The sequence below is a fragment of the Pseudoalteromonas sp. BSi20480 genome, from assembly GCF_000241365.1.
GTDB lineage: Bacteria > Pseudomonadota > Gammaproteobacteria > Enterobacterales > Alteromonadaceae > Pseudoalteromonas > Pseudoalteromonas marina.
The window spans coordinates 1-19,944 of sequence record NZ_BADX01000023.1; the positions used below are offsets into that span (position 1 = coordinate 1).

The window sequence follows — 19,944 nt, forward strand, 5'->3', positions numbered from 1 at the left end:
CCTATTGTATTTAGTTGGCCAGCACCAATTTTTGTTTAAACAGTTCGATAACGATAAACGATTGTATATTGTACTTAGCGGCGCACTTTTAGTATTTAAGCATAATCACTTACTTGAACTGGGCACAATAGAGCCTGGCGAATTTATAGGTGAAGGCGCATTTATAAATAACAGAGAGCGCAGTACAAGTGCTCGCGCTAAAACCGACACCATTGTCCTTGCCATCACTCCCGAAGCACTCACTCAGTTACCCAATGTCATTCGAGAAAAAATTAAAGACCGTATTATTGAAGGTATGAGTGAACGAATAACTAAGCTCAGTGACTATATAGAAAATCACGGTTAGCTCAGTCCATATAAACAACCTGCAATGAGCAATCGAGCCAGCTAGGATTATTAACATGGGCTGTAAACGTGTAAGTATCTGATGGCTTAGCGCCAAAGGGCGTATTTATAAGTGGCTGCGAGTGACGATAAGTTTGCGAATAATTTTTGTAATAAATGGCAACGTAACCATATAAAAACTCCCAACCCAACCTCACAACTGCGCCACTGGGTAGAGTAAAATCAGCGTATTCTTTGGTAAAGGTAACGATTAAATCATTGTACTTATCTTCACTGCATTGAGTTGTTCGTAACTGTTTAGGCATTACAAAAGCAGCATTTGCATCCGTATTTTTTAAATAAAAACCTATATTGCCATCACCATAAAAATGGTTTGAGCGACTTGTATAATTAACTTGTGGCTCATACCCGAGCGCTTGCATTATGGACGCAAGCTGTTCTGTCTCTTTGGAATAAATTTTATCGCTTGATAAAAGCAATGTAGCTTCACCAAAATCTGATGGGATTTCTAACGTTACATATTCATAGGGAAGAGTTTGTGCCTTTAACGCCGCATCAAGCAGGTTACGTTGTTCATCTTGCAAGTTTTCACTAAAAACATAAACGGTGGGTTGCTGGCATGCAACTAACATACATGCCAATACACAAATTAAAAGTCCATTTTTCATAGTCACCCCTATTGATTACACCTGTAGTCTATTAGAGGTATTGCTTTATCGCAACTTAATTTATTTGGTTATCTAACCAAGCATCTACACTTTTACGCGTATATAACACTTCTTTGAATAAGCGGTGACGTTCAAATTCCAAAACGCTTTTTTTGTTAGTGTTGCCACTAAGTAACTGGCTGTGTGTATCGTTAAATTTTGAAATAACCGAAAACCCGCGTTCAGGTTTTTGATCGTGCTTTTTTATTGATTTACTAAGGTGTTCCCTAACGTCATCGGCAGTTAACATGTCTGAATGATTTAAGCCCATTAGCTCTTTTCTCATTGCTAATCTTACGCCCATTTTTTACTCCATGATTCTATGTATTCTAAATTCGACACAGCTATAGCAATTAGTAAGCCACTTACAAACATGGCTCGCCGGAGCTTAACTAATAAATACTTCAATTTTTTTAAAGTGAGTCATTTTTTAAAAAATAACTAATACGTAAATTTGAGTGATTTGGTTTGGTGCATAATTGGCCCTATGCCTTTATACTAAAGCCTATGCAAGCCTCCACCGAGAGTAACAATGAACGAAGAATACATAGAAATCGAACTAGAAGAAGAGCCGATAGAGCTCTGTAAATTATTAAAAGTACTTAATTTAGTTGAAGGTGGCGGCCAAGCTAAAAACCTAATCGCCGAAGGCTATGTGGGTGTTAACCATGAAATTTGTACAATAAAGCGGAAAAAATTATACAGTGGTGATGTACTGGAATTTGATGGCGAGCTCTTTCAACTCTCCCTGAGTGAAGATGCAATACCAGCACAAAGACCAAGTGAACAAACGCCGGTTGAACCCAAACAAAACATTTCACCGCCCGAAAGCCAACCAGCAAAAAGTAAACGTAAGCGCACTAAAAAACCAAAGGTAGATGAAAAAACAGGGCGTCGTCCTATTTCATTTGGGTAAGCTTACGAATCGCATTATAAAAAAAGCCAACTTGTATAGTTGGCTTTTTTACTCTTTAATAACCTTGTTAATAATAATAAAAAATAAGGTTACACATGTCATCTCACACACCTAAAAACTGGTTTAAACCTGTCGCTTGGGCTGCTCTTATATGGAATTTATTGGGCGTTATAGCATTCATTATGCACATAATGACAAGCCCAGATATGATCAGTAAACTACCATTAGATCAACAAGCTGCATATTCAAATACCCCACTATGGGCCACCATTGCTTTCGCCGTTGCCGTTTTTGGTGGTGCTTTAGGCTGCATTTTTTTACTTGCTAAAAAATCGCTGGCAACACCTACTTTTGCTTTATCGCTCGGCGCGATAATCATGCAGCAATACTACAACTTTTTTATAATTGATAGCATTGCCTTGCTAGGAATAAGCTCGGTTGTAATGCCACTTATGGTAGTTTTTATTGCCTTAGCGCTTATTTATTTAAGTATAAAAGGGAAACAACAAGGCTGGCTAAACTAACTGAATAGGCCAGCTGAACAACGTGCTTTTTAGTTGGTATAGATGGTTTATTATACTCATAATTTAATACCTTACTTCCTATTACAGCTGCTCATAAGAGCAGCTATTTAATATTCGTTTATCATGGTATGCACTTTGCAGATGTTTAATTACAGAGGTTACTTTAAAAAAATTTAATTAGTTAAGAAGGGGCAAAATAATGAAAAATAGTTTCGATACCCAACATGAGCTCACAATTAATGGTGAGCAATATAATATTCATTCTCTGAAAGGACTTGGCGACAAAGCAAAACGACTCCCCTTCTCCTTAAAAGTCTTGCTAGAAAATTTACTGCGCAACGAAGACGGCGAAAACATCAAAGAACAAGACATTAATGCGCTATTAAATTGGGACCCAAAAGCAAAACCATCATCTGAAGTTGCATTTACCCCTGCACGAGTAGTAATGCAAGATTTTACTGGCGTACCTGCCATTGTCGATTTAGCTGCAATGCGAGATGCAATGGAAAAGCTCGGCGGAGATCCTGCAAAAATAAACCCACTGTCACCGGCCGAACTCGTAATAGACCATTCAGTACAAGTTGACGGCTATGGAAATGATGGTGCCTTTGATTTAAATGCGAAACTTGAATACGACCGCAACAAAGAACGATACGAATTTTTACGTTGGGGCCAAACGGCATTTGATAACTTAAAAGTGGTACCACCCGCAACCGGCATTGTTCACCAAGTTAATTTAGAATACCTGGCTCGCGTTATTTTTAACGAAGATAGCAATGGTAAAAAGTTTGCCTACCCCGATACTCTGGTTGGCACTGACTCGCACACAACCATGATTAATGGCTTAGGCGTACTTGGCTGGGGTGTAGGCGGCATTGAGGCTGAAGCTGCAATGCTTGGCCAGCCAATTAGCTTACTGATTCCACAGGTAGTTGGCATGAAACTTAATGGCCGATTACCAGAAGGCACAACAGCAACTGATTTAGTGCTCACGGTAACTGAAATTTTGCGTAACCACGGCGTGGTGGGTAAATTTGTAGAATTTTATGGCGACGGCCTTGCAGATCTTCCCCTTGCAGATAGAGCAACCATTGCTAACATGGCACCTGAATATGGTGCTACATGTGGTATTTTTCCAATTGATGACGAAACGATTAATTATTTACGTCTTACCAACCGTGATGAAGACCAACTAAAGCTTATTGAAGATTATGCAAAACACCAAGGCTTGTGGCGTAACGATGGCGACGAAGCTCGCTATACCGACACACTAGAACTGAAGCTCGATGATGTTGTACCAAGCCTTGCAGGCCCAAAACGCCCACAAGATAGAATAGCGCTTAACAAAGCCGGCGAGGAAATCTCTCAGCACCTAAAAGGTTTTCAAGAAGAGCGTATAGCACATCGCGATAAAAGTGATGACGAGCAATCGCGTATTGAAAGCGAAGGCCCAACAACCAACCCTGATGAACCTGTAAACGAAGCACAATTTATGGGGGCGGCAAAAGTTAACTATAAAGGCCAAGAGTTTGAACTTAACGACGGTGCATGCGTTATTGCAGCTATAACAAGCTGTACCAACACGTCTAATCCAAGTGTTATTTTAGCCGCAGGCCTTGTGGCTAAAAAAGCAAAACAACTAGGTATTAACGTTAAACCTTGGGTTAAAACATCACTCGCGCCTGGCTCAAAAGTAGTTACCGACTACTTAGAAAAAGCGGGGTTAATGGACGACTTAGAAAGCCTAGGCTTTAATTTAGTCGGTTACGGTTGTACTACGTGTATAGGCAACTCAGGACCGCTGGCTGATGAAATTTCACAAGCTATCCAAAAGCATAAGCTAGTTGTAAGCTCTATTTTATCGGGTAACCGTAATTTTGAAGGGCGTATACACCAAGATGTTAAAATGAACTTTTTAGCTTCTCCTCCTTTGGTTGTTGCCTACGCAATTGCAGGTAGAACAGACATAGATGTTTATAACGAGCCCCTTGCACAAGATGAAAACGGTAACGATATTTACCTTAAAAACATTTGGCCAAGTGTGAAAGAGGTTAGCGACTTAGTAAAAGAAACGGTTACCAAAGAGATGTTTGCAACAAGCTACGCCAATGTTTATGAAGGCGATAGCCGCTGGCAACAAATTCAAATACCTGATGGTAAGTTGTATGATTGGAACGACGAATCTACCTATATTAAAAAAGCACCATTTTTTGATGGCATGACCGTAGAGCCACCGGGTATTCCTACTATTGAAGGGGCTCGCTGTTTAGCCAAGCTAGGAGACTCAGTAACAACCGATCACATCTCTCCTGCTGGCGCGATTAAAGCGGATGCACCTGCTGGTCTTTATCTACAAGAGCACAATGTAGAAAAAGCACAGTTTAATTCTTACGGCTCTCGCCGAGGTAACCATGAAGTAATGATGCGTGGCACCTTTGCTAACGTGCGACTAAAAAACTTGTTAGCGCCGGGCACAGAAGGCGGTGTAACACGCACGCAACCAGATAATAGCTTAGAAAGTATTTATGATGCAGCTATGGCATATCAAAAAAATGATACACCGCTTATTATTTTAGCCGGAAAAGAATATGGTACTGGCTCGTCACGCGATTGGGCTGCAAAAGGTTCGTTGTTGCTAGGTGTGAAAGCTGTTTTTGCACAAAGCTATGAACGTATTCACCGCTCTAACTTAATTGGGATGGGTGTACTGCCATTACAATTTAAAGAGGGTGAAAGCTATGAGTCGCATGGTTTAACTGGCCAAGAAGAGTTTGATATTCAAGGTCTGTACGATAAAACCGACGAGGTTACACTGATAGCAACCAATGCCGAAGGCAAAAAAACAAGCGTAAAAGCCGATGTACGTATTGATACTCCTAAAGAGTGGGATTACTACAAGCATGGCGGTATTTTACAATATGTACTGCGTAACATGCTTAACTAAGCTGCGTAGTGAACGACTCATAGGCCTTATGGTTACAACCATGAGGCCTTTTTTATAACTGCCTTATTATTGCGCTGCATCAATATACAAAACACATAGCCTATTACACTGGCACCATAACCAGTGGAGGCATTATGTCGCATGTAACTATTATTAGAGTACTTAAAACATCTATTGTACTTGGCTTATGCCTTATAGTTACAGGCCATACACTTATCATATCTAATGGGTTTAATGAGCAATTTGGCGTTAACGGCATTATTGCATCCGCAGCTTGCATCGCTGTGGGTATACTTTTGTCACTGCCCACCAAAATATATTTAACCATTTTACTAATGGAAGCTGAAAAACGTTATACCCGCTCTCATACTCATGAATAGCGCTTAAAGTACACTTAAGTTATTAATTTCTTTATTACGTTTTTCTAATTTTTTTTCGATGTTTTCTGCATCTTCAAACAGCTTTTTAATCGATTCAGGATTTAATATTGAAGGGGTTTGCGTATTAGCTGACATCTCATTAGTACTAGACTCTAAGTTTAAAATAGAGGTATCTTCTGCACCAATCACGGTTATATCCTCAGGGTTGAGGGTTAACTCTATGCTTTTACCATGAGGGTTAGGGCTATCTGAATAATGCCATTGGCCTGTTTCATCTTGCCACTTATAAATAGTACTTGAAGACGTAATCGTTGAGCTATCGCTTGAAATACTACTCGTCACTTTATCGCCAGCCTCGTGAATGCCTTTTACAGCTTGATTTAGCGTATTGGTTGATAACGCAACCATTTGCTCTTTAATTTGCTGGGTTTCTTTGCTGATAGTTGAACCTGAAAGCCAAGGTTGGCCGTCTGGCTTTTTTAAATAAAATAATGATATGACAGCAATTACCATCACTGATATTGCTAAATAGGTAAAGTATTTCATAGCGTTCCTGCTTTGTTTGTTCCTTTAATATAATATTAGTGAATAAAGCACTCACTGGCAATTTTATTATCTAAATTTAGATAATAAAAAACGCAGCCTAAGCTGCGTTTAATTGCGGTTAAATAAAGCGTTAAAGTACTAAATACCATCACCATCCATATGAAGACCGCATTCACGGTTTAAACCAAAAAAGCGGGTTTCTTCTTCAGTCATGCCCGGCTCTAGTTTGCGCGTAGTGTGTACATCGCCCATTGACACATACCCTTGCTCCCATAATGGGTGGTAAGGTAAATCGTGCTTAGTTAGGTATTGATATACATCGCGGTTTGACCATTCAATAATCGGGTACACTTTTACCGTACCACGGCTTATTTCTACAAACTGCTTATCTGCACGGGTAGAAGATTGATCGCGACGTAAACCACTAAACCAGGTACCCGCTTCAATTTCTTTTAAAGCGCGAGTCATTGGCTCAACTTTATTAAGCTGATTATATTGCTTAATACCGTCCTCACCTTGCTCCCATAACTTTCCAAACTTAGCTTCTTGCCATGCAGGGCTCATCTGCGCCTTGTACACTTTTAAATTAAGTGACAAACGCTCGCTCATTTGCTCAATAAACTGGTACGTCTCAGGGAACAAATAACCGGTGTCTGTTAATACAACAGGAATGTCTGGGCGTTGGGTTGTCATTAAATGCAACATCACCGCAGCTTGAATCCCAAAGCTTGACGATAGAAACGCGGTATCGGGTAAATTTTCAAGCGCCCACGCAACACGTTGCTCTGCGCTCATATTTGCTAATACACCATTAGCATCAGCTAACATAGCCGCTTGGCTTTGTTTATCTAGCTGTAATATATTTTTAAATTCACTCATAGAAAATTCCAAGCCTCACCAGCGCCAAGCGCTGGTATCTAATTATGCGTGAAAATCGGTCACTGATACTTTTACTTCAGCAACAATGCCTTTGCGAATTACAAAGTCACCAAAACATTCACCGTCGTTTCGCTCACTTGCCCACTGGCCAATTAGCTTATCAAACGCCTCTAGGTAAACATCTTCACCTACGTTTTCAAGGTACAGTTTAGGAATGCGTGTACCTTCAAGGTTACCGCCTAAGTAAACGTTGTATTTACCAGGCCCTTTACCTACCAGCCCTGCTTCTGCAAGCATTGCGCGACCACAACCATTAGGACAACCTACAACGCGCATAATAATGCTATCGTCTGGTATTCCGTGTTTAGCGAGTAAAGCTTCAGTTTTTTCAATTAAGCTTGGTAAGTAACGCTCAGCTTCGGCCATTGCAAGCGGGCATGTAGGTAATGCCACACACGCCATTGAGTTTTTACGTTGCTCTGTGTCACCGTCGTCAATCAAACCATGGTTACGAGCAATTTCTTCAATCACTGCTTTTTGATCTGCAGGTACACCGGCAATAATTAAATTTTGGTTTGCCGTCATACGCATGTCACCTTGGTGCACTTCTGCAATTTTACGACACCCTGTTTTAAGTGGCTTATCTGGGTAATCTAAAATACGACCGCTTTGAATAAATAGCGTAAGGTGGTGCTTACCATCAATGCCTTCTACCCAACCGATACGATCGCCACGGTGAGTAAATTCATATGGGCGGCTAGGTGCAAAGCTGACACCGGCACGTTTTTCTACTTCTGCTTTAAATACGTCAGACCCAACACGATCTAGTGTGTATTTAGTTTTTGCATTTTTACGGTTAGAACGGTTACCCCAATCGCGCTGCACTGATACAACGTGCTCAGCAATTTTTAAGGTATCTTCTAGGGCAATAAAACCAAAGTCGTCAGCTTTACGCGGATACGTAGCCGTATCACCGTGGGTCATAGCAAGGCCACCACCTACAAGTACGTTAAAGCCAACAAGCTTGCCATCTTCAGCAATAGCAACAAAGTTTAAGTCATTCGCATGAACGTCTACTTCATTATTAGGCGGAATAGTGACGGTTGTTTTAAACTTACGCGGTAAATAGTTAGACCCTAAAATAGGCTCTTCTGTCGTTTCTGCTTTTTCGCCATTTAACCAAATTTCAGCGTATGCTTTCGTTTTTGGAAGTAAATGCTCAGAAATTTTTGCAGCCCACTCATACGCTTCTTGGTGTAGCTCAGACTCAACAGGGTTAGTCGTACATAGTACGTTACGGTTTACATCGCCTGCGGTGGCAATAGAATCAATGCCCACGCTATTAAGCATTTGGTGCATGCCTTTAATATTTGGCTTTAATACACCATGGAACTGAAACGTTTGACGCGTAGTTAAACGAATACTGCCGTAGCTTGTTTTTTCATCGGCAAATTTATCAATTGCTAACCACTGCTCTGGCTTAATAATACCGCCAGGCATACGTGCACGTAGCATTACGTTGTGCAGCGGCTCTAGCTTTTGCTTTGCGCGCTCAGGACGTATATCGCGATCATCTTGCTGATACATACCGTGAAAACGTATAAGTTGGAAGTTATCGGCTGTAAAACCACCGGTAATTTCATCTTTTAAGTCTTGCTCTATAGTGCCTCGTAAAAAGTTACTTTCTCTTTTCAAACGCTCGTTATCAGAAAGCTTTACGTTTTTATCTTGTTCGCTCATTTTAAATCCTAAATTTGTTACAGTGACGGCTGTTAGCTGTTAATAAAATAAGAAACGTGATTAATACACGTCTTTCTGATAGCGGTTTGCGCTACGCAGGTCTTTTAAATATTGCTCTGCGTCTTCATCATTTTTACCCGTATTTTCTTTAATGATATCAACCAATGCTTGATGTACATCTTTTGCCATGCGGTTTGCGTCTCCACATACATAAAAGTGAGCGCCAGCTTCTAACCACTCAAAAATGTCTTTTGAGTTTTTGCGAAGCTTATCTTGCACATAGATTTTTTCGGCTTGGTCACGGCTAAATGCCACATCGACTTTGCTCAATAAGCCCGATTTTAAATACCCTTGAATTTCAACTTGGTATAAAAAATCTTGTGTAAAATGAGGATTACCAAAAAACAGCCAGTTTTTACCTTGGGCTTCACGCGAATCACGCTCTTGTAAAAATGCACGGAATGGCGCAATACCAGTACCCGGACCCACCATGATAATAGGTGTTTCATCGTTAGCCGGTAAACGGAAGTTGTCATTATGTTCGCTAAATACTTTTACTTTGCAGCCCTCTTCAGCACGACGCGCTAAATAACCAGAACAACCACCTAAATGCTCGCTGTCAAAAGTATCAAACTCAACAAGTCCAACCGTTAAATGCACTTCGTCTTCAACTTCGCTTTGGCTAGACGCTATAGAATATAAACGAGCCTGAAGCTTACGTAAGCAATCAACTAATATTTGTGCATCTAGTTTTGCTGGATTTTGACGAATAACATCAAATATTTGGCGTGGCTCAATGTAAGCACGCATTGCTGCTTTATCTTCTACAAGCTTTAAGAGCTCAGGTGTGCCTGTTGCTGTTGCGTATTTTTCAACAAAACCCGGATATGACTGCGTTAGCTCTAATTTTTCGATAAGCGCATCACGCACGCTCAATTCTTCATTCGCAACTTTAACGCGACTAGAACCATCAATTTGGGTAAGTTCTAGCACTTCATCAACTAACGCCTCATCATTTAAAAAATATACACCCAGTGAGTCACCCGGTGTGTAAGTGATATCAGAGCCTTCAAGCGAAATTTCTACATGGCGTACATCTTTTGTTGAATCACGCCCGGTAATTTTTTGAACTGCTAATAATTCGGCTTCAAATGGATTTTGCTTTGTGTACTGGCTGGCTGCAGGTGTTGGTGCACCAAATGGCATAACCGCGGCTTGTCCACCTGCGTTACCCTGTTGCGCTTTTAAATCTGGTTCAAATGCATCCAGTGCGCCTTGTATCCATGTTGCAGCTTCTTCTTCGTAGTCAACATCTAAATCAGCGCGTTGGTAAACTGACTCAGCGCCTAGCTTATTTAAACGCTCTTCAAAGTCTTTTGCTGTTTGGCAGAAAAACTCATAGCTAGAATCACCTAGACCAATGACAGCTATTTTAACACCGTCGAGTTTAGGGGCCTTTTTAGTGGCTAAAAATGCGTGCAACGTTTCGCCATCTTCAGGCGGTTCACCTTCACCGTAAGTCGATACAACAACGGTTAAAAACTTTTCTTTTTTCAGGGCCGTTGGTTTGTAATCAGACATACTCACTAATTTGGCTGATAAACCACGCGATTCAGCTTGCTCTTTCATTTGGGTTGCAACACCTTTTGCATTACCCGTTTGTGAGCCATATAAAATAGTTAATACTGCTGCATCGCCCGTTACTGATGTGCCAGCCGTAGGCATACCAAGTGCTGAGGCATTTGCATTAGCTGCTAAGTAACCACTTACCCACGCTTGTTGTATTGGATTAAGCTCAGCCACTAAACCTTGCAGCTTTTGAACTTGCTCTTGCGATAGCGGGCTTGCCGCAGCATTTAGTTGACCTAACAACATGAATCGATTCCCCATAACCCTGAAAATTAAGCACAACACACACCGTGTATTGTTAAAAATGAGTTTTTCCTCAGCCGATATAAGTTTGCTGAGGTTTTCTTACTGTGCAGGATAACGGGCTATCGACTTATCAAAAAAGAATAGAATCTGCTTTGATATTCCATTTAGTTATTAATTTTAAAAAACACCTAAAAAAACAGATTAAAGAGCGATTATTGCTTTTTATTAAATTTTAAATTAACAATTTTGTAACCTAAACAAAGTAATGTATATTATTCACTCATTATAAAAATAGGAACAATCATGTCACACGGGACATATAAAAATAAACTATTCGGAACAGCCTTATTACTTGGCACACTTCCGGTAATGGCAAATGTAGAAAATGGCAGTTTTGAGCAATGGTCAGGCAATACACCTGACGCGTGGAGCACAATAGATAGCGGTATTAGCCTATCGCGCTCAACAAATATTGTTAAAACAGGTAATAGTGCAGCAGCAGTTAATGTAACCACAGGCTCTCAGGCTAACACCGATTTATTACAACAAATAACGGTAGAAGCAGGAAAAACCTATGCGTTTTCAACTGATGTTTACCACACAGAAGGAAAAGTTAAAGCCCGTTTATTCGTAGATGGTTACCAAGGCTACTCCAATAATACGCAAACTAATCAATGGCAAACAATTAGCCATAGCTATACAGCAAGTAGCAATAAAACCATTAATGTTGGCCTACGCTTTTATGATGTCAGTGGCTTTGATGGCAATGAACTTGTCTATGTAGATAACTTTTTACCTACAAGTAACGACAGTAGCTCTGGGAGTTGCTCGGGCAATAGCCTCTCTTTTAGTCTGACGACAGATAATTATGGTAGCGAAACAAGCTGGGCTATTAATAATAACCAAGGTAATACAGTTGCAAGCGGTAGTGGCTATGCGTCTAATACACAATATAACGAAGCACTGTGTTTAGCTGATGGCGCCTATACCTTTACTATTAACGACAGCTACGGTGATGGTATCTGTTGTAGTTTTGGTAGTGGTAATTATGCACTCACTAGTGGTGGTTCAACCCTGGCAAGTGGCGCAAGCTTCAGCAACGTTGAAAGTACTTCATTTTCGCTTGGCGGTGGCTCTGGTGGTACCCCCACAACACCAACAGGTTATTATGTTACAACACAAGGCCTAACCGGTTACGCATTAAAAACTGAGCTTTATAACATCATTAATAATCATAGTTCGCAGGGGTACTCTGCAATATGGAACTTTTATGATTCATCGGCTCGCGATACATACTTTGAAAACGATAATAGTATTTTAGATATGTACAGTGAAAAGCCAAATGGCAACGATAGCTACACATACACAGCCGTTAGCGATCAATGTGGCAATTACAGTGGCGAAGGTGGTTGTTACAACCGCGAGCATTCGTTCCCTAAAAGTTGGTTTGGCGGTACTAATGAGCCTATGAACTCAGATGTTCATCATATTTATGCAACCGATGGCTATGTAAACTCTAAACGCAGCAACTTTCCGTTTGGTGAAGTGGCAAGCGCCACGTTTACATCAACTAATGGCAGTAAGTTAGGCTCTGCAAGTAGTGCCATTAATTACACGGGCACAGTGTTTGAACCCATTGATGAGTTTAAAGGTGACTTTGCCCGTGCCTATTTTTACATGGCTACACGCTATGAAAATGTGATTGGGACGTGGCAAAATAATACCACTGCAAGTAATGCGGTTCTTAACGGCACCAGTACGCAGGTATTTGAAAGCTGGGTTGTTGCTATGTTAATCAACTGGCATAACGCAGACCCTGTTAGCCAAATGGAAATAGATCGAAACCAAGCAGCATTTGAATTTCAAGGTAACCGTAATCCGTTTATCGACTACCCTGAATTTGTAGAAATGATTTGGTAGAAAATATAGCCTCAGCCAAGGCTGAGGCTATTTAAAACTCGCCTGACCAAGTGCAATAGACTCATAGCGCTTTCCCGTTAATTTAATCACCCATACGCTGTCTGCAAATGTGCGGCTGAAATATACAGTTTGCCCATTGGGAATATTAGGCATGAAAGACGTAATAGACTGCCAATCGCTATCTACTTTTTCCTTGAGCTTCATGCTCGCATTATAAAAACTTCCTTGTTCATTTGTTTTTACCTCAAGTGCTGTTAGCTGTTCACCGTCGCCTATTTCTATTAATGCGCTTTTATTTAAGTTAGCTAATAACTGAGGTTGGTGAATCGGTTGTAAATTTTTTAATGTTTCATCTATTTTGCTATCTATTGTTATTTTACTCTCTAGCTTGTAAATAGTGGCTTTAATCGCAAATACTGGCTCTGCAATACACGCTGAGGATAAAAACCCAAAAGTAATCCCCATTACCGCTTTATAAAAGTACATTTTCATTCGTTATACTCCTTCATTATTTAGTCTGCCTAGCATAACCAATTTATCATCTATTAAAACTTAACTTATTAATATTCATAATATTCTTTTAATTCATAGTAATGAATATTGCTTATTGGGCTATTTAAACACACCATTTTTAGCGATAATAAATAGATGAGCATTAAACAAGGTAAGGAAGCAACTTGTCGCTAGGAATTGAACTAAAGCAATTAAGAGCAAATAAAAAATGGACGCAAGCACTTGCTGCACGCGAGATTGGTATTCAACAATCTTACTTATCTAAGCTTGAAAATGGACAATTTATTCCGTCCGCTGAGGTAATTGAAAAGCTCGAACTTTGCTATGGCAAAACGTGTTTAGATAAGTATTTACCATCAAAAACATTACAAAGCACACAGATTAAAAAAAGGCTGTTTGTAAGTTTAATTATGCTTATTACTGGTCTCGTAATGTGGTTATGCGCAGCCTATGAAATTTTCTACCCAGAGACTTACTTTACTTATCAGGCCAAATTAGGCGGCTTTGTAGCGTTCAACGTCAGTCAGCACTACCAAGGCGAGCGATTTATTGAAGGTGATGTTATTTACCAAATTTTAGGTGAGAGACAAGTTAGCCGGATTGAAAACCGCTTTTTAATTGTAGGCTCCACGCTTTGTATTTTGCTATCCGTTGTCGTTGCCGCTTTTTCTAAAAAGCATTTATTAATTAAGCCTCTAAATAAAGTTTAAACACACTACTTAATGGGCTTTTTAGCGTTCCACTTATCCATTATTTTATTATATAAAATACGATCGTTATCTTTGCATGGCCTTGGCGATCCTGTTGGCAAGCCTACTTTACCCATAACACCATTAAAATCAATCTTGTAGCACATACCTTTGTACATTTCCACCCGCTGACTACCATCTGCGCTTTGCCACAATACCGCTGATTTTAAATCACTAGAATGCTCAATTGGAACCGTTATGTGTTGATGATTTTTGCTCTTCGGCAAAGTTGCTATCTGCGGGAAATCAAAGGATACAATAGGATTACTGGAAATTGAAAACGGAGTTATTGGTGCGTACGGATCAATTTTTTTAAATGGCTGCTGCTGAGCTTTTGAATTAACCTTATTTTTTATAGGCTCAATCGCGGCTTTATTTACATTATGCTTTTTTCTATCAGTACTTATGGCAATGCTTTTACTTGTCTCAGTGGCATTCTCTGGTAAATTTAATTTTAATTGCTGAGCGCTCTTAAAGTCATGCCCTTTAAGCGGCTTAGGTGTTAACTCACTTGTATCAAGCTCGGTATCATTTTCAGGGAGTGAAGCATTCGGCTGTTTACTTTTTGTATTACTGGGTAATGCTGTAAGGTCCACCATTACATACGCTTTTATCACTTTACCTGCGTATGGTTGTGCTATCTCAATCGTGTGCCTCGAAACCAAATAAATAACAACAATATGCAAACCAATTGATATACCCCACGCCTTATAGTTACCTTTCAACACATCAACTCCCTGTGAACAGTTTACTTTATGAGTATAACTGGGCAGGTTTAGTTCATTTGCAAAGGTGCATTGTCGGTCTAAAAATTATCAATAAGTTGCTTTACCACAGTACTAAATACAAAAAGCCCCAGCTAATGCCGGGGCTTTTTTTACAAAACTAACTTAATTAAAAATTAAGCTTGTTTTGGACTAGAAACAACGTCTACTAAAGTCCAAGATTTATTCTTAGAAATTGGTGCACATTCACGGATAGTAACTACGTCACCCGCTTTTGCTGTGTTGTTTTCGTCATGTACGTGTAGCTTAGTTGTACGTTTAATGAATTTCCCATAGATTGGGTGCTTCACGTAACGTGCGATTGCGATAGTGAAAGATTTTTCCATCTTGTCGCTAACTACACGGCCTTGAAGAGTACGAATTTTATCGCTCATTATTGACCTGCCTTCTGGTTAATAATTGTTTTTACACGCGCGATATCGCGACGTACTGTTCTTAGCGTGTGTGTCTGAGCTAACTGACCAGTGCTTGCTTGCATGCGCAGGTTAAACTGCTCACGAAGAAGTCCTAGAAGTTCAGCATTAAGCTCTTCTACGCTTTTGTCTTTTAGTTCGCTTGCTTTCATCACATTACCGTCCGAGTTACGAAAGTTGTTTTGAATGGCAGTTTACGAGCTGCAAGGTCGAATGCTTCACGAGCAAGCTCTTCAGAAACACCTTCCATTTCGTAAAGTACTTTACCAGGCTGAATTTCAGCAACCCAATATTCAACAGAACCTTTACCTTTACCCATACGAACTTCAAGAGGTTTTTCTGTAATCGGTTTGTCAGGGAAGACACGGATCCAGATTTTACCTTGACGTTTCACGTGACGCGTCATAGCACGACGAGCTGCTTCGATTTGACGAGCAGTCATGCGGCCACGGCCAGTAGCTTTCAATCCGAAAGTACCGAAGCTTACTTTGTTACCGTTTTGCGCTAAACCGCGGTTGCGGCCTTTGTGCATTTTACGGAATTTTGTACGTTTTGGCTGTAACATTACTCGCTACCTCTACTTAGCACTTTTCTTGGCTTTCTTTGGTGCGCGTTTAGCTGGCTTCTCTTGCTCTTGTACTAGTGGTAAACCACCAATAACTTCGCCTTTGAAGATCCAAACTTTAACACCAATGATACCATAAGTGGTTAAGGCTTCAGAAGTTGCGTAGTCGATATCAGCACGAAGAGTATGTAGAGGTACACGACCTTCACGATACCATTCTGAACGTGCGATTTCTGCGCCGCCAAGACGACCGCTAACTTCAACTTTAATCCCTTTTGAACCGATGCGCATTGCATTTTGTACCGAACGCTTCATAGCGCGACGGAACATAACACGACGCTCTAGCTGAGAGGCAATGCCGTCTGCTACTAGTTGTGCATCAAGTTCTGGCTTACGTACTTCAGAGATATTAATCTGAGCAGGTACACCAGCGATTTTAGTTACTGCTTGACGTAATTTTTCTACGTCTTCGCCTTTTTTACCGATAACAACACCCGGACGAGCCGTGTGGATTGTTACGCGGATTGATTTTGCTGGACGCTCAATAACGATTTTAGACACAGAAGCTGTTTTTAATTCCTTTGTAAGGAATGCACGAACTTTGTGATCGCCAAAAAGCTGATCAGAGAAATCTTTAGAACTCGCGTACCAGGTAGAAACCCAAGGTTTAGATATACCTAGGCGAATACCAGTAGGATGAACTTTTTGTCCCATTACTTATACTCCTAGCTATCTGAAACCATAACAGTGATATGGCTTGTACGCTTAAGGATGCGGTCTGCGCGTCCTTTAGCACGAGGCATAATACGTTTCATTGTAGGACCATCGTCCACAAAGATCGTAGTTACACGAAGCTCATCAATGTCAGCACCTTCGTTATGCTCTGCGTTAGCAATAGCAGACTCAAGTACTTTCTTAACTAATACAGCCGCTTTTTTCGGGCTGTACGCCAGGATTTCTAGTGCGCGATCGACAGGTAACCCGCGGATCTGATCTGCAACTAGACGTGCTTTTTGCGCCGAACCAGAGGCGAATTTATGTTTAGCTAATGCTTGCATTTATCTTCCCCTCTTAACGTTTCTTCGCTTTCTTATCCGCAGCATGGCCACGGTAAGTGCGAGTTGGTGCAAATTCACCTAGTTTGTGACCGATCATTTCGTCAGAAACGAAAACTGGTACGTGCTGGCGACCATTATGGACAGCAATGGTCAATCCGATCATGTTAGGTATGATCATTGAACGACGGCTCCAAGTTTTAATTGGCTTTTTCTCACCGCTTTCCAAAGCTTTCTCTACCTTCTTCAGCAAGTGTAGGTCTATAAAAGGACCCTTCTTGAGAGAGCGTGGCATGGCTATTCCTCAATATTACTTAGTACGACGACGTACTATAAATTTATCCGTACGCTTGTTCTTACGCGTCTTCGCACCCTTAGTCGGCTTACCCCATGGAGACACAGGATGACGACCACCAGAAGTACGACCTTCACCACCACCGTGTGGGTGATCAACCGGGTTCATGGCAACACCACGAACTGTCGGACGAATACCACGCCAGCGGTTTGCACCTGCTTTACCAAGTGAACGAAGCATATGCTCAGCATTGCCAACTTCACCAAGTGTAGCACGACAATCAGCTTCAACTTTACGTACTTCGCCTGAACGAAGACGTAATGTTACATACTGACCATCACGTGCAAGAATTTGAACGTAAGCACCAGCAGAACGTGCGATTTGTGCACCTTTACCTGGTTTTAATTCTACGTTGTGAACAGTCGAACCTACAGGCATATTACGCATTGGTAGTGCATTACCAGCTTTGATTGGTGCATCAACACCAGACTGGATTGCATCACCAGCTTTTAAGCCTTTAGGTGCGATAATGTAACGACGCTCACCGTCTGCATATAATACAAGAGCGATGTTTGCGCTACGATTTGGATCGTATTCTAAACGTTCAACAGTAGCTGGAATGCCATCTTTAGTACGTTTAAAATCGATTAAACGGTAATGATGTTTATGACCACCACCGATATGACGAACCGTAATACGACCATTGTTATTACGACCACCTGATTTAGAGTTTTTCTCTAAAAGTGGTGCGTATGGCTTACCCTTATGTAAATCAGAGTTAACCACTTTAACTAGGTGACGACGACCCGCAGAAGTAGGCTTACACTTTTGAAGTGCCATAATTCTATCCCCTTATTACTCGGCGCCGCCGACAAAGTCTAGCTCGCTGCCTTCTTTAAGAGTAACGTAAGCTTTCTTCCAGTCGCTACGACGACCGAAACGCATGCCAGTACGTTTTGTTTTACCCTTAACGTTAAGTGTGCGAACACCCGTTACTTCTACTTCAAAAAGCTTCTCAACTGCTGCTTTAATTTCAGCTTTAGTTGCGTCATTTACTACTTTGAAAACAATCGTGTTGTTTTCTTCAGCAGCAATTGTGCTTTTTTCAGAGATGTGTGGAGCAAGGATCACTTTTAAAAGACGTTCTTCACGGATCATGCTAGCGCCTCCTCAAGTTGCTTAACAGCAGCGGCTGTAATAAGTACCTTGTCGAAAGCAATTAAGCTTACAGGATCGATACCAGCTACATCACGCGTGTCAACCTTATAAAGGTTACGTGCTGATAAGAAAAGATTTTCATCTACTTCTTCAGTCACGATAAGTACATCTTTAAGCTCAAGCTCTTTTAGCTTAGCTACTAGATCTTTAGTTTTTGGTGCTTCAAGACCAAAACTTTCAACAACGATTAAACGCTCTTGACGAACTAGTTCAGATAGGATGCTTTTGATCGCACCACGGTACATTTTACGGTTTACTTTTTGGCTGTGGTCTTGTGGTTTAGCTGCGAAGCTAACGCCACCTGAACGCCAAATTGGACTACGGATTGTACCAGCACGTGCACGGCCAGTACCTTTTTGAGCCCATGGTTTTTTACCACCACCGCTTACTTCAGAACGTGTCTTCTGAGCACGAGTACCTTGACGAGCACCTGCTGCGTAAGCAACAACTACTTGGTGTACTAATGCTTCGTTAAACTCACGTCCAAAAGTAGCTTCAGAAACTTCAAGAGCGCCAGAAGCGTCTTTGATTGCTAATTCCATCACTAAATCTCCAGGACTTATGCTTTAACAGCTGGTTTAACGATAACGTCACCGCCGATAGATCCAGGTACTGCACCTTTCACTAAAAGCAAGTTACGCTCAGCGTCAACGCGAACTAGTTCTAAGTTTTGAGTCGTTACACGCTCAGCACCCATATGACCGGCCATTTTCTTACCTTTAAACACCTTACCAGGTGATTGGTTTTGACCGATTGAACCAGGAGCACGGTGAGATAGAGAGTTACCATGTGTAGCGTCTTGCATGCTGAAATTCCAGCGCTTAACACCACCTTGGAAACCTTTACCTTTAGAAGTACCGGTTACGTCAACCTTGTTGATTTCGTTGAATAACTCAACAGTAAGCTCTGCGCCTACTTCAAAATCGCCTTCACCACCGTTAAGGCGGAATTCCCACAGACCGCGACCCGCTTCAACGCCAGCTTTAGCGAAGTGACCCGCTGAAGCTTTGTTTACACGACTTGCTTTTTTAGTGCCTGCGGTTACTTGAAGCGCGTTATAACCGTCTGTTGCGTCAGATTTGATCTGAGCAATGCGGTTAGGTGTCGCTTCAATAACTGTCACAGGGATAGATACACCATCTTCAGTGAAGATTCGTGTCATACCCACTTTACGACCGACTAGACCTAATGCCATTTTCCTAAAACCTCTCTAATCTTCCGATTAACCCAGGCTGATTTGAACATCAACACCAGCAGCAAGATCTAAACGCATAAGCGCGTCAACAGTCTTGTCAGTTGGTTCTACGATGTCTATCAGACGTTTATGGGTGCGGATTTCGTACTGATCACGCGCATCTTTGTTTACGTGCGGTGAAGTAAGTACAGTAAAACGTTCAAAGCGTGTAGGTAGTGGGATTGGACCACGTACTTGTGCGCCAGTGCGTTTCGCAGTTTCCACGATTTCTGCCGTTGATTGGTCAATCAAACGGTGGTCAAAAGCTTTTAGGCGAATACGAATGCGTTGATTTGACATTCTTAACCTCAATATAAAGAGCATTTAAAAGAGCATAAAAA

Annotated in this window: 26 protein-coding genes; 7 read left to right on the plus strand and 19 right to left on the minus strand. The window is 41.1% G+C overall.

Features of this window, described 5'->3' with window-relative positions; all coding sequences use genetic code 11:
* Nucleotides 1-346 (plus strand): cyclic nucleotide-binding domain-containing protein (locus tag P20480_RS17595; protein ID WP_033024982.1); only part of this gene is annotated, 346 nt, incomplete at its 5' end.
* A gap of 1 nt (nucleotide 347) precedes the next feature.
* Here P20480_RS17595 and P20480_RS15195 read toward each other — a convergent pair.
* Both P20480_RS15195 and P20480_RS15190 read right to left on the minus strand, forming a co-directional pair.
* Nucleotides 348-1,013, minus strand: coding sequence for a hypothetical protein (locus tag P20480_RS15195; protein ID WP_008127105.1), 666 nt, complete (start codon nucleotides 1,011-1,013; stop codon nucleotides 348-350).
* Nucleotides 1,014-1,068: 55 nt separating this feature from the next.
* The gene (locus tag P20480_RS15190) at nucleotides 1,069-1,356 is read right to left on the minus strand and encodes a hypothetical protein (RefSeq protein WP_008127106.1); all 288 of its coding nucleotides are present in this window, start codon (nucleotides 1,354-1,356) and stop codon (nucleotides 1,069-1,071) included.
* A 228-nt stretch (nucleotides 1,357-1,584) separates the two neighbouring features.
* On the opposite strand from P20480_RS15190, the gene P20480_RS15185 reads away from it, so the two are divergent.
* From P20480_RS15185 to P20480_RS15170, 4 genes are all read left to right on the plus strand, one after another.
* Nucleotides 1,585-1,968, plus strand: coding sequence for an RNA-binding S4 domain-containing protein (locus P20480_RS15185; protein WP_008127107.1), 384 nt, complete (start codon nucleotides 1,585-1,587; stop codon nucleotides 1,966-1,968).
* 95 nt (nucleotides 1,969-2,063) lie between these two features.
* Nucleotides 2,064-2,492, plus strand: a complete 429-nt coding sequence (locus P20480_RS15180) for a hypothetical protein (protein WP_008127108.1) — start codon at nucleotides 2,064-2,066, stop codon at nucleotides 2,490-2,492.
* 199 nt (nucleotides 2,493-2,691) lie between these two features.
* Nucleotides 2,692-5,436: an aconitate hydratase AcnA gene (gene acnA / locus P20480_RS15175; protein ID WP_008127109.1), complete on the plus strand. Its 2,745-nt coding sequence runs from the start codon at nucleotides 2,692-2,694 to the stop codon at nucleotides 5,434-5,436.
* 134 nt (nucleotides 5,437-5,570) lie between these two features.
* Nucleotides 5,571-5,816, plus strand: a complete 246-nt coding sequence (locus P20480_RS15170; RefSeq protein ID WP_008127110.1) for a hypothetical protein — start codon at nucleotides 5,571-5,573, stop codon at nucleotides 5,814-5,816.
* A gap of 3 nt (nucleotides 5,817-5,819) precedes the next feature.
* Here the strand turns inward: P20480_RS15170 and P20480_RS15165 are convergent, their stop codons facing one another.
* The 4 genes from P20480_RS15165 to P20480_RS15145 all read right to left on the minus strand — a co-directional run bounded on the left by P20480_RS15165 (nucleotide 5,820) and on the right by P20480_RS15145 (nucleotide 10,856).
* On the minus strand, nucleotides 5,820-6,362 hold the full coding sequence (locus tag P20480_RS15165) for a DUF4124 domain-containing protein (RefSeq protein WP_008127111.1): 543 nt from the start codon (nucleotides 6,360-6,362) through the stop codon (nucleotides 5,820-5,822).
* 138 nt (nucleotides 6,363-6,500) lie between these two features.
* A complete protein-coding gene (locus tag P20480_RS15155; RefSeq protein ID WP_008127113.1) occupies nucleotides 6,501-7,241 on the minus strand; it encodes a phosphoadenylyl-sulfate reductase in 741 nt (246 codons plus the stop codon).
* 42 nt (nucleotides 7,242-7,283) lie between these two features.
* On the minus strand, nucleotides 7,284-8,981 hold the full coding sequence (cysI, locus tag P20480_RS15150; protein WP_008127114.1) for an assimilatory sulfite reductase (NADPH) hemoprotein subunit: 1,698 nt from the start codon (nucleotides 8,979-8,981) through the stop codon (nucleotides 7,284-7,286).
* A gap of 60 nt (nucleotides 8,982-9,041) precedes the next feature.
* Nucleotides 9,042-10,856: an assimilatory sulfite reductase (NADPH) flavoprotein subunit gene (locus P20480_RS15145; RefSeq protein ID WP_008127115.1), complete on the minus strand. Its 1,815-nt coding sequence runs from the start codon at nucleotides 10,854-10,856 to the stop codon at nucleotides 9,042-9,044.
* A gap of 303 nt (nucleotides 10,857-11,159) precedes the next feature.
* On the opposite strand from P20480_RS15145, the gene P20480_RS15140 reads away from it, so the two are divergent.
* Nucleotides 11,160-12,776 carry an endonuclease gene (locus P20480_RS15140; RefSeq protein WP_008127117.1) on the plus strand — a complete coding sequence of 539 codons (1,617 nt, stop codon included), beginning with the start codon at nucleotides 11,160-11,162 and terminating at the stop codon, nucleotides 12,774-12,776.
* A 27-nt stretch (nucleotides 12,777-12,803) separates the two neighbouring features.
* Here P20480_RS15140 and P20480_RS15135 read toward each other — a convergent pair whose 3' ends face one another.
* A complete protein-coding gene (locus P20480_RS15135) occupies nucleotides 12,804-13,268 on the minus strand; it encodes a hypothetical protein (RefSeq protein WP_008127118.1) in 465 nt (154 codons plus the stop codon).
* 185 nt (nucleotides 13,269-13,453) lie between these two features.
* Here P20480_RS15135 and P20480_RS15130 point away from each other — a divergent pair, with 185 nt between their 5' ends.
* Nucleotides 13,454-13,999 (plus strand): helix-turn-helix domain-containing protein, encoded by a 546-nt coding sequence (locus P20480_RS15130; RefSeq protein WP_008127119.1) that lies wholly within the window; start codon nucleotides 13,454-13,456, stop codon nucleotides 13,997-13,999.
* A gap of 5 nt (nucleotides 14,000-14,004) precedes the next feature.
* Here the strand turns inward: P20480_RS15130 and P20480_RS15125 are convergent, their stop codons facing one another.
* The 12 genes from P20480_RS15125 to rpsJ form a co-directional block, all read right to left on the minus strand.
* Entirely contained in the window at nucleotides 14,005-14,766 is a 762-nt protein-coding gene (locus P20480_RS15125; protein WP_238530280.1) for a hypothetical protein, read from the minus strand.
* Nucleotides 14,767-14,939: 173 nt separating this feature from the next.
* Nucleotides 14,940-15,197: a 30S ribosomal protein S17 gene (gene rpsQ, locus P20480_RS15120; RefSeq protein WP_006791355.1), complete on the minus strand. Its 258-nt coding sequence runs from the start codon at nucleotides 15,195-15,197 to the stop codon at nucleotides 14,940-14,942.
* A complete protein-coding gene (gene rpmC, locus P20480_RS15115) occupies nucleotides 15,197-15,388 on the minus strand; it encodes a 50S ribosomal protein L29 (protein WP_004588692.1) in 192 nt (63 codons plus the stop codon). The genes rpsQ and rpmC overlap by 1 nt, the downstream gene beginning before the upstream one ends.
* A complete protein-coding gene (rplP, locus tag P20480_RS15110; RefSeq protein WP_002957890.1) occupies nucleotides 15,388-15,801 on the minus strand; it encodes a 50S ribosomal protein L16 in 414 nt (137 codons plus the stop codon). The genes rpmC and rplP overlap by 1 nt, the downstream gene beginning before the upstream one ends.
* Before the next feature lie 12 nt (nucleotides 15,802-15,813).
* A complete protein-coding gene (gene rpsC / locus P20480_RS15105) occupies nucleotides 15,814-16,515 on the minus strand; it encodes a 30S ribosomal protein S3 (protein WP_006791356.1) in 702 nt (233 codons plus the stop codon).
* Nucleotides 16,516-16,526: 11 nt separating this feature from the next.
* Nucleotides 16,527-16,859 carry a 50S ribosomal protein L22 gene (gene rplV, locus P20480_RS15100; RefSeq protein ID WP_006791357.1) on the minus strand — a complete coding sequence of 111 codons (333 nt, stop codon included), beginning with the start codon at nucleotides 16,857-16,859 and terminating at the stop codon, nucleotides 16,527-16,529.
* 13 nt (nucleotides 16,860-16,872) lie between these two features.
* Nucleotides 16,873-17,151 carry a 30S ribosomal protein S19 gene (rpsS, locus tag P20480_RS17600; RefSeq protein WP_004588689.1) on the minus strand — a complete coding sequence of 93 codons (279 nt, stop codon included), beginning with the start codon at nucleotides 17,149-17,151 and terminating at the stop codon, nucleotides 16,873-16,875.
* A 15-nt stretch (nucleotides 17,152-17,166) separates the two neighbouring features.
* Entirely contained in the window at nucleotides 17,167-17,991 is an 825-nt protein-coding gene (rplB, locus tag P20480_RS15095) for a 50S ribosomal protein L2 (protein ID WP_006791358.1), read from the minus strand.
* A gap of 15 nt (nucleotides 17,992-18,006) precedes the next feature.
* Nucleotides 18,007-18,309, minus strand: a complete 303-nt coding sequence (gene rplW / locus P20480_RS15090) for a 50S ribosomal protein L23 (RefSeq protein WP_006791359.1) — start codon at nucleotides 18,307-18,309, stop codon at nucleotides 18,007-18,009.
* On the minus strand, nucleotides 18,306-18,911 hold the full coding sequence (gene rplD / locus P20480_RS15085; protein ID WP_006791360.1) for a 50S ribosomal protein L4: 606 nt from the start codon (nucleotides 18,909-18,911) through the stop codon (nucleotides 18,306-18,308). The genes rplW and rplD overlap by 4 nt, the downstream gene beginning before the upstream one ends.
* A gap of 17 nt (nucleotides 18,912-18,928) precedes the next feature.
* Nucleotides 18,929-19,564 carry a 50S ribosomal protein L3 gene (gene rplC, locus P20480_RS15080; protein ID WP_006791361.1) on the minus strand — a complete coding sequence of 212 codons (636 nt, stop codon included), beginning with the start codon at nucleotides 19,562-19,564 and terminating at the stop codon, nucleotides 18,929-18,931.
* A gap of 27 nt (nucleotides 19,565-19,591) precedes the next feature.
* Nucleotides 19,592-19,903: a 30S ribosomal protein S10 gene (gene rpsJ / locus P20480_RS15075; protein WP_002957900.1), complete on the minus strand. Its 312-nt coding sequence runs from the start codon at nucleotides 19,901-19,903 to the stop codon at nucleotides 19,592-19,594.
* Between the last annotated feature and the right edge of the window lie 41 nt (nucleotides 19,904-19,944).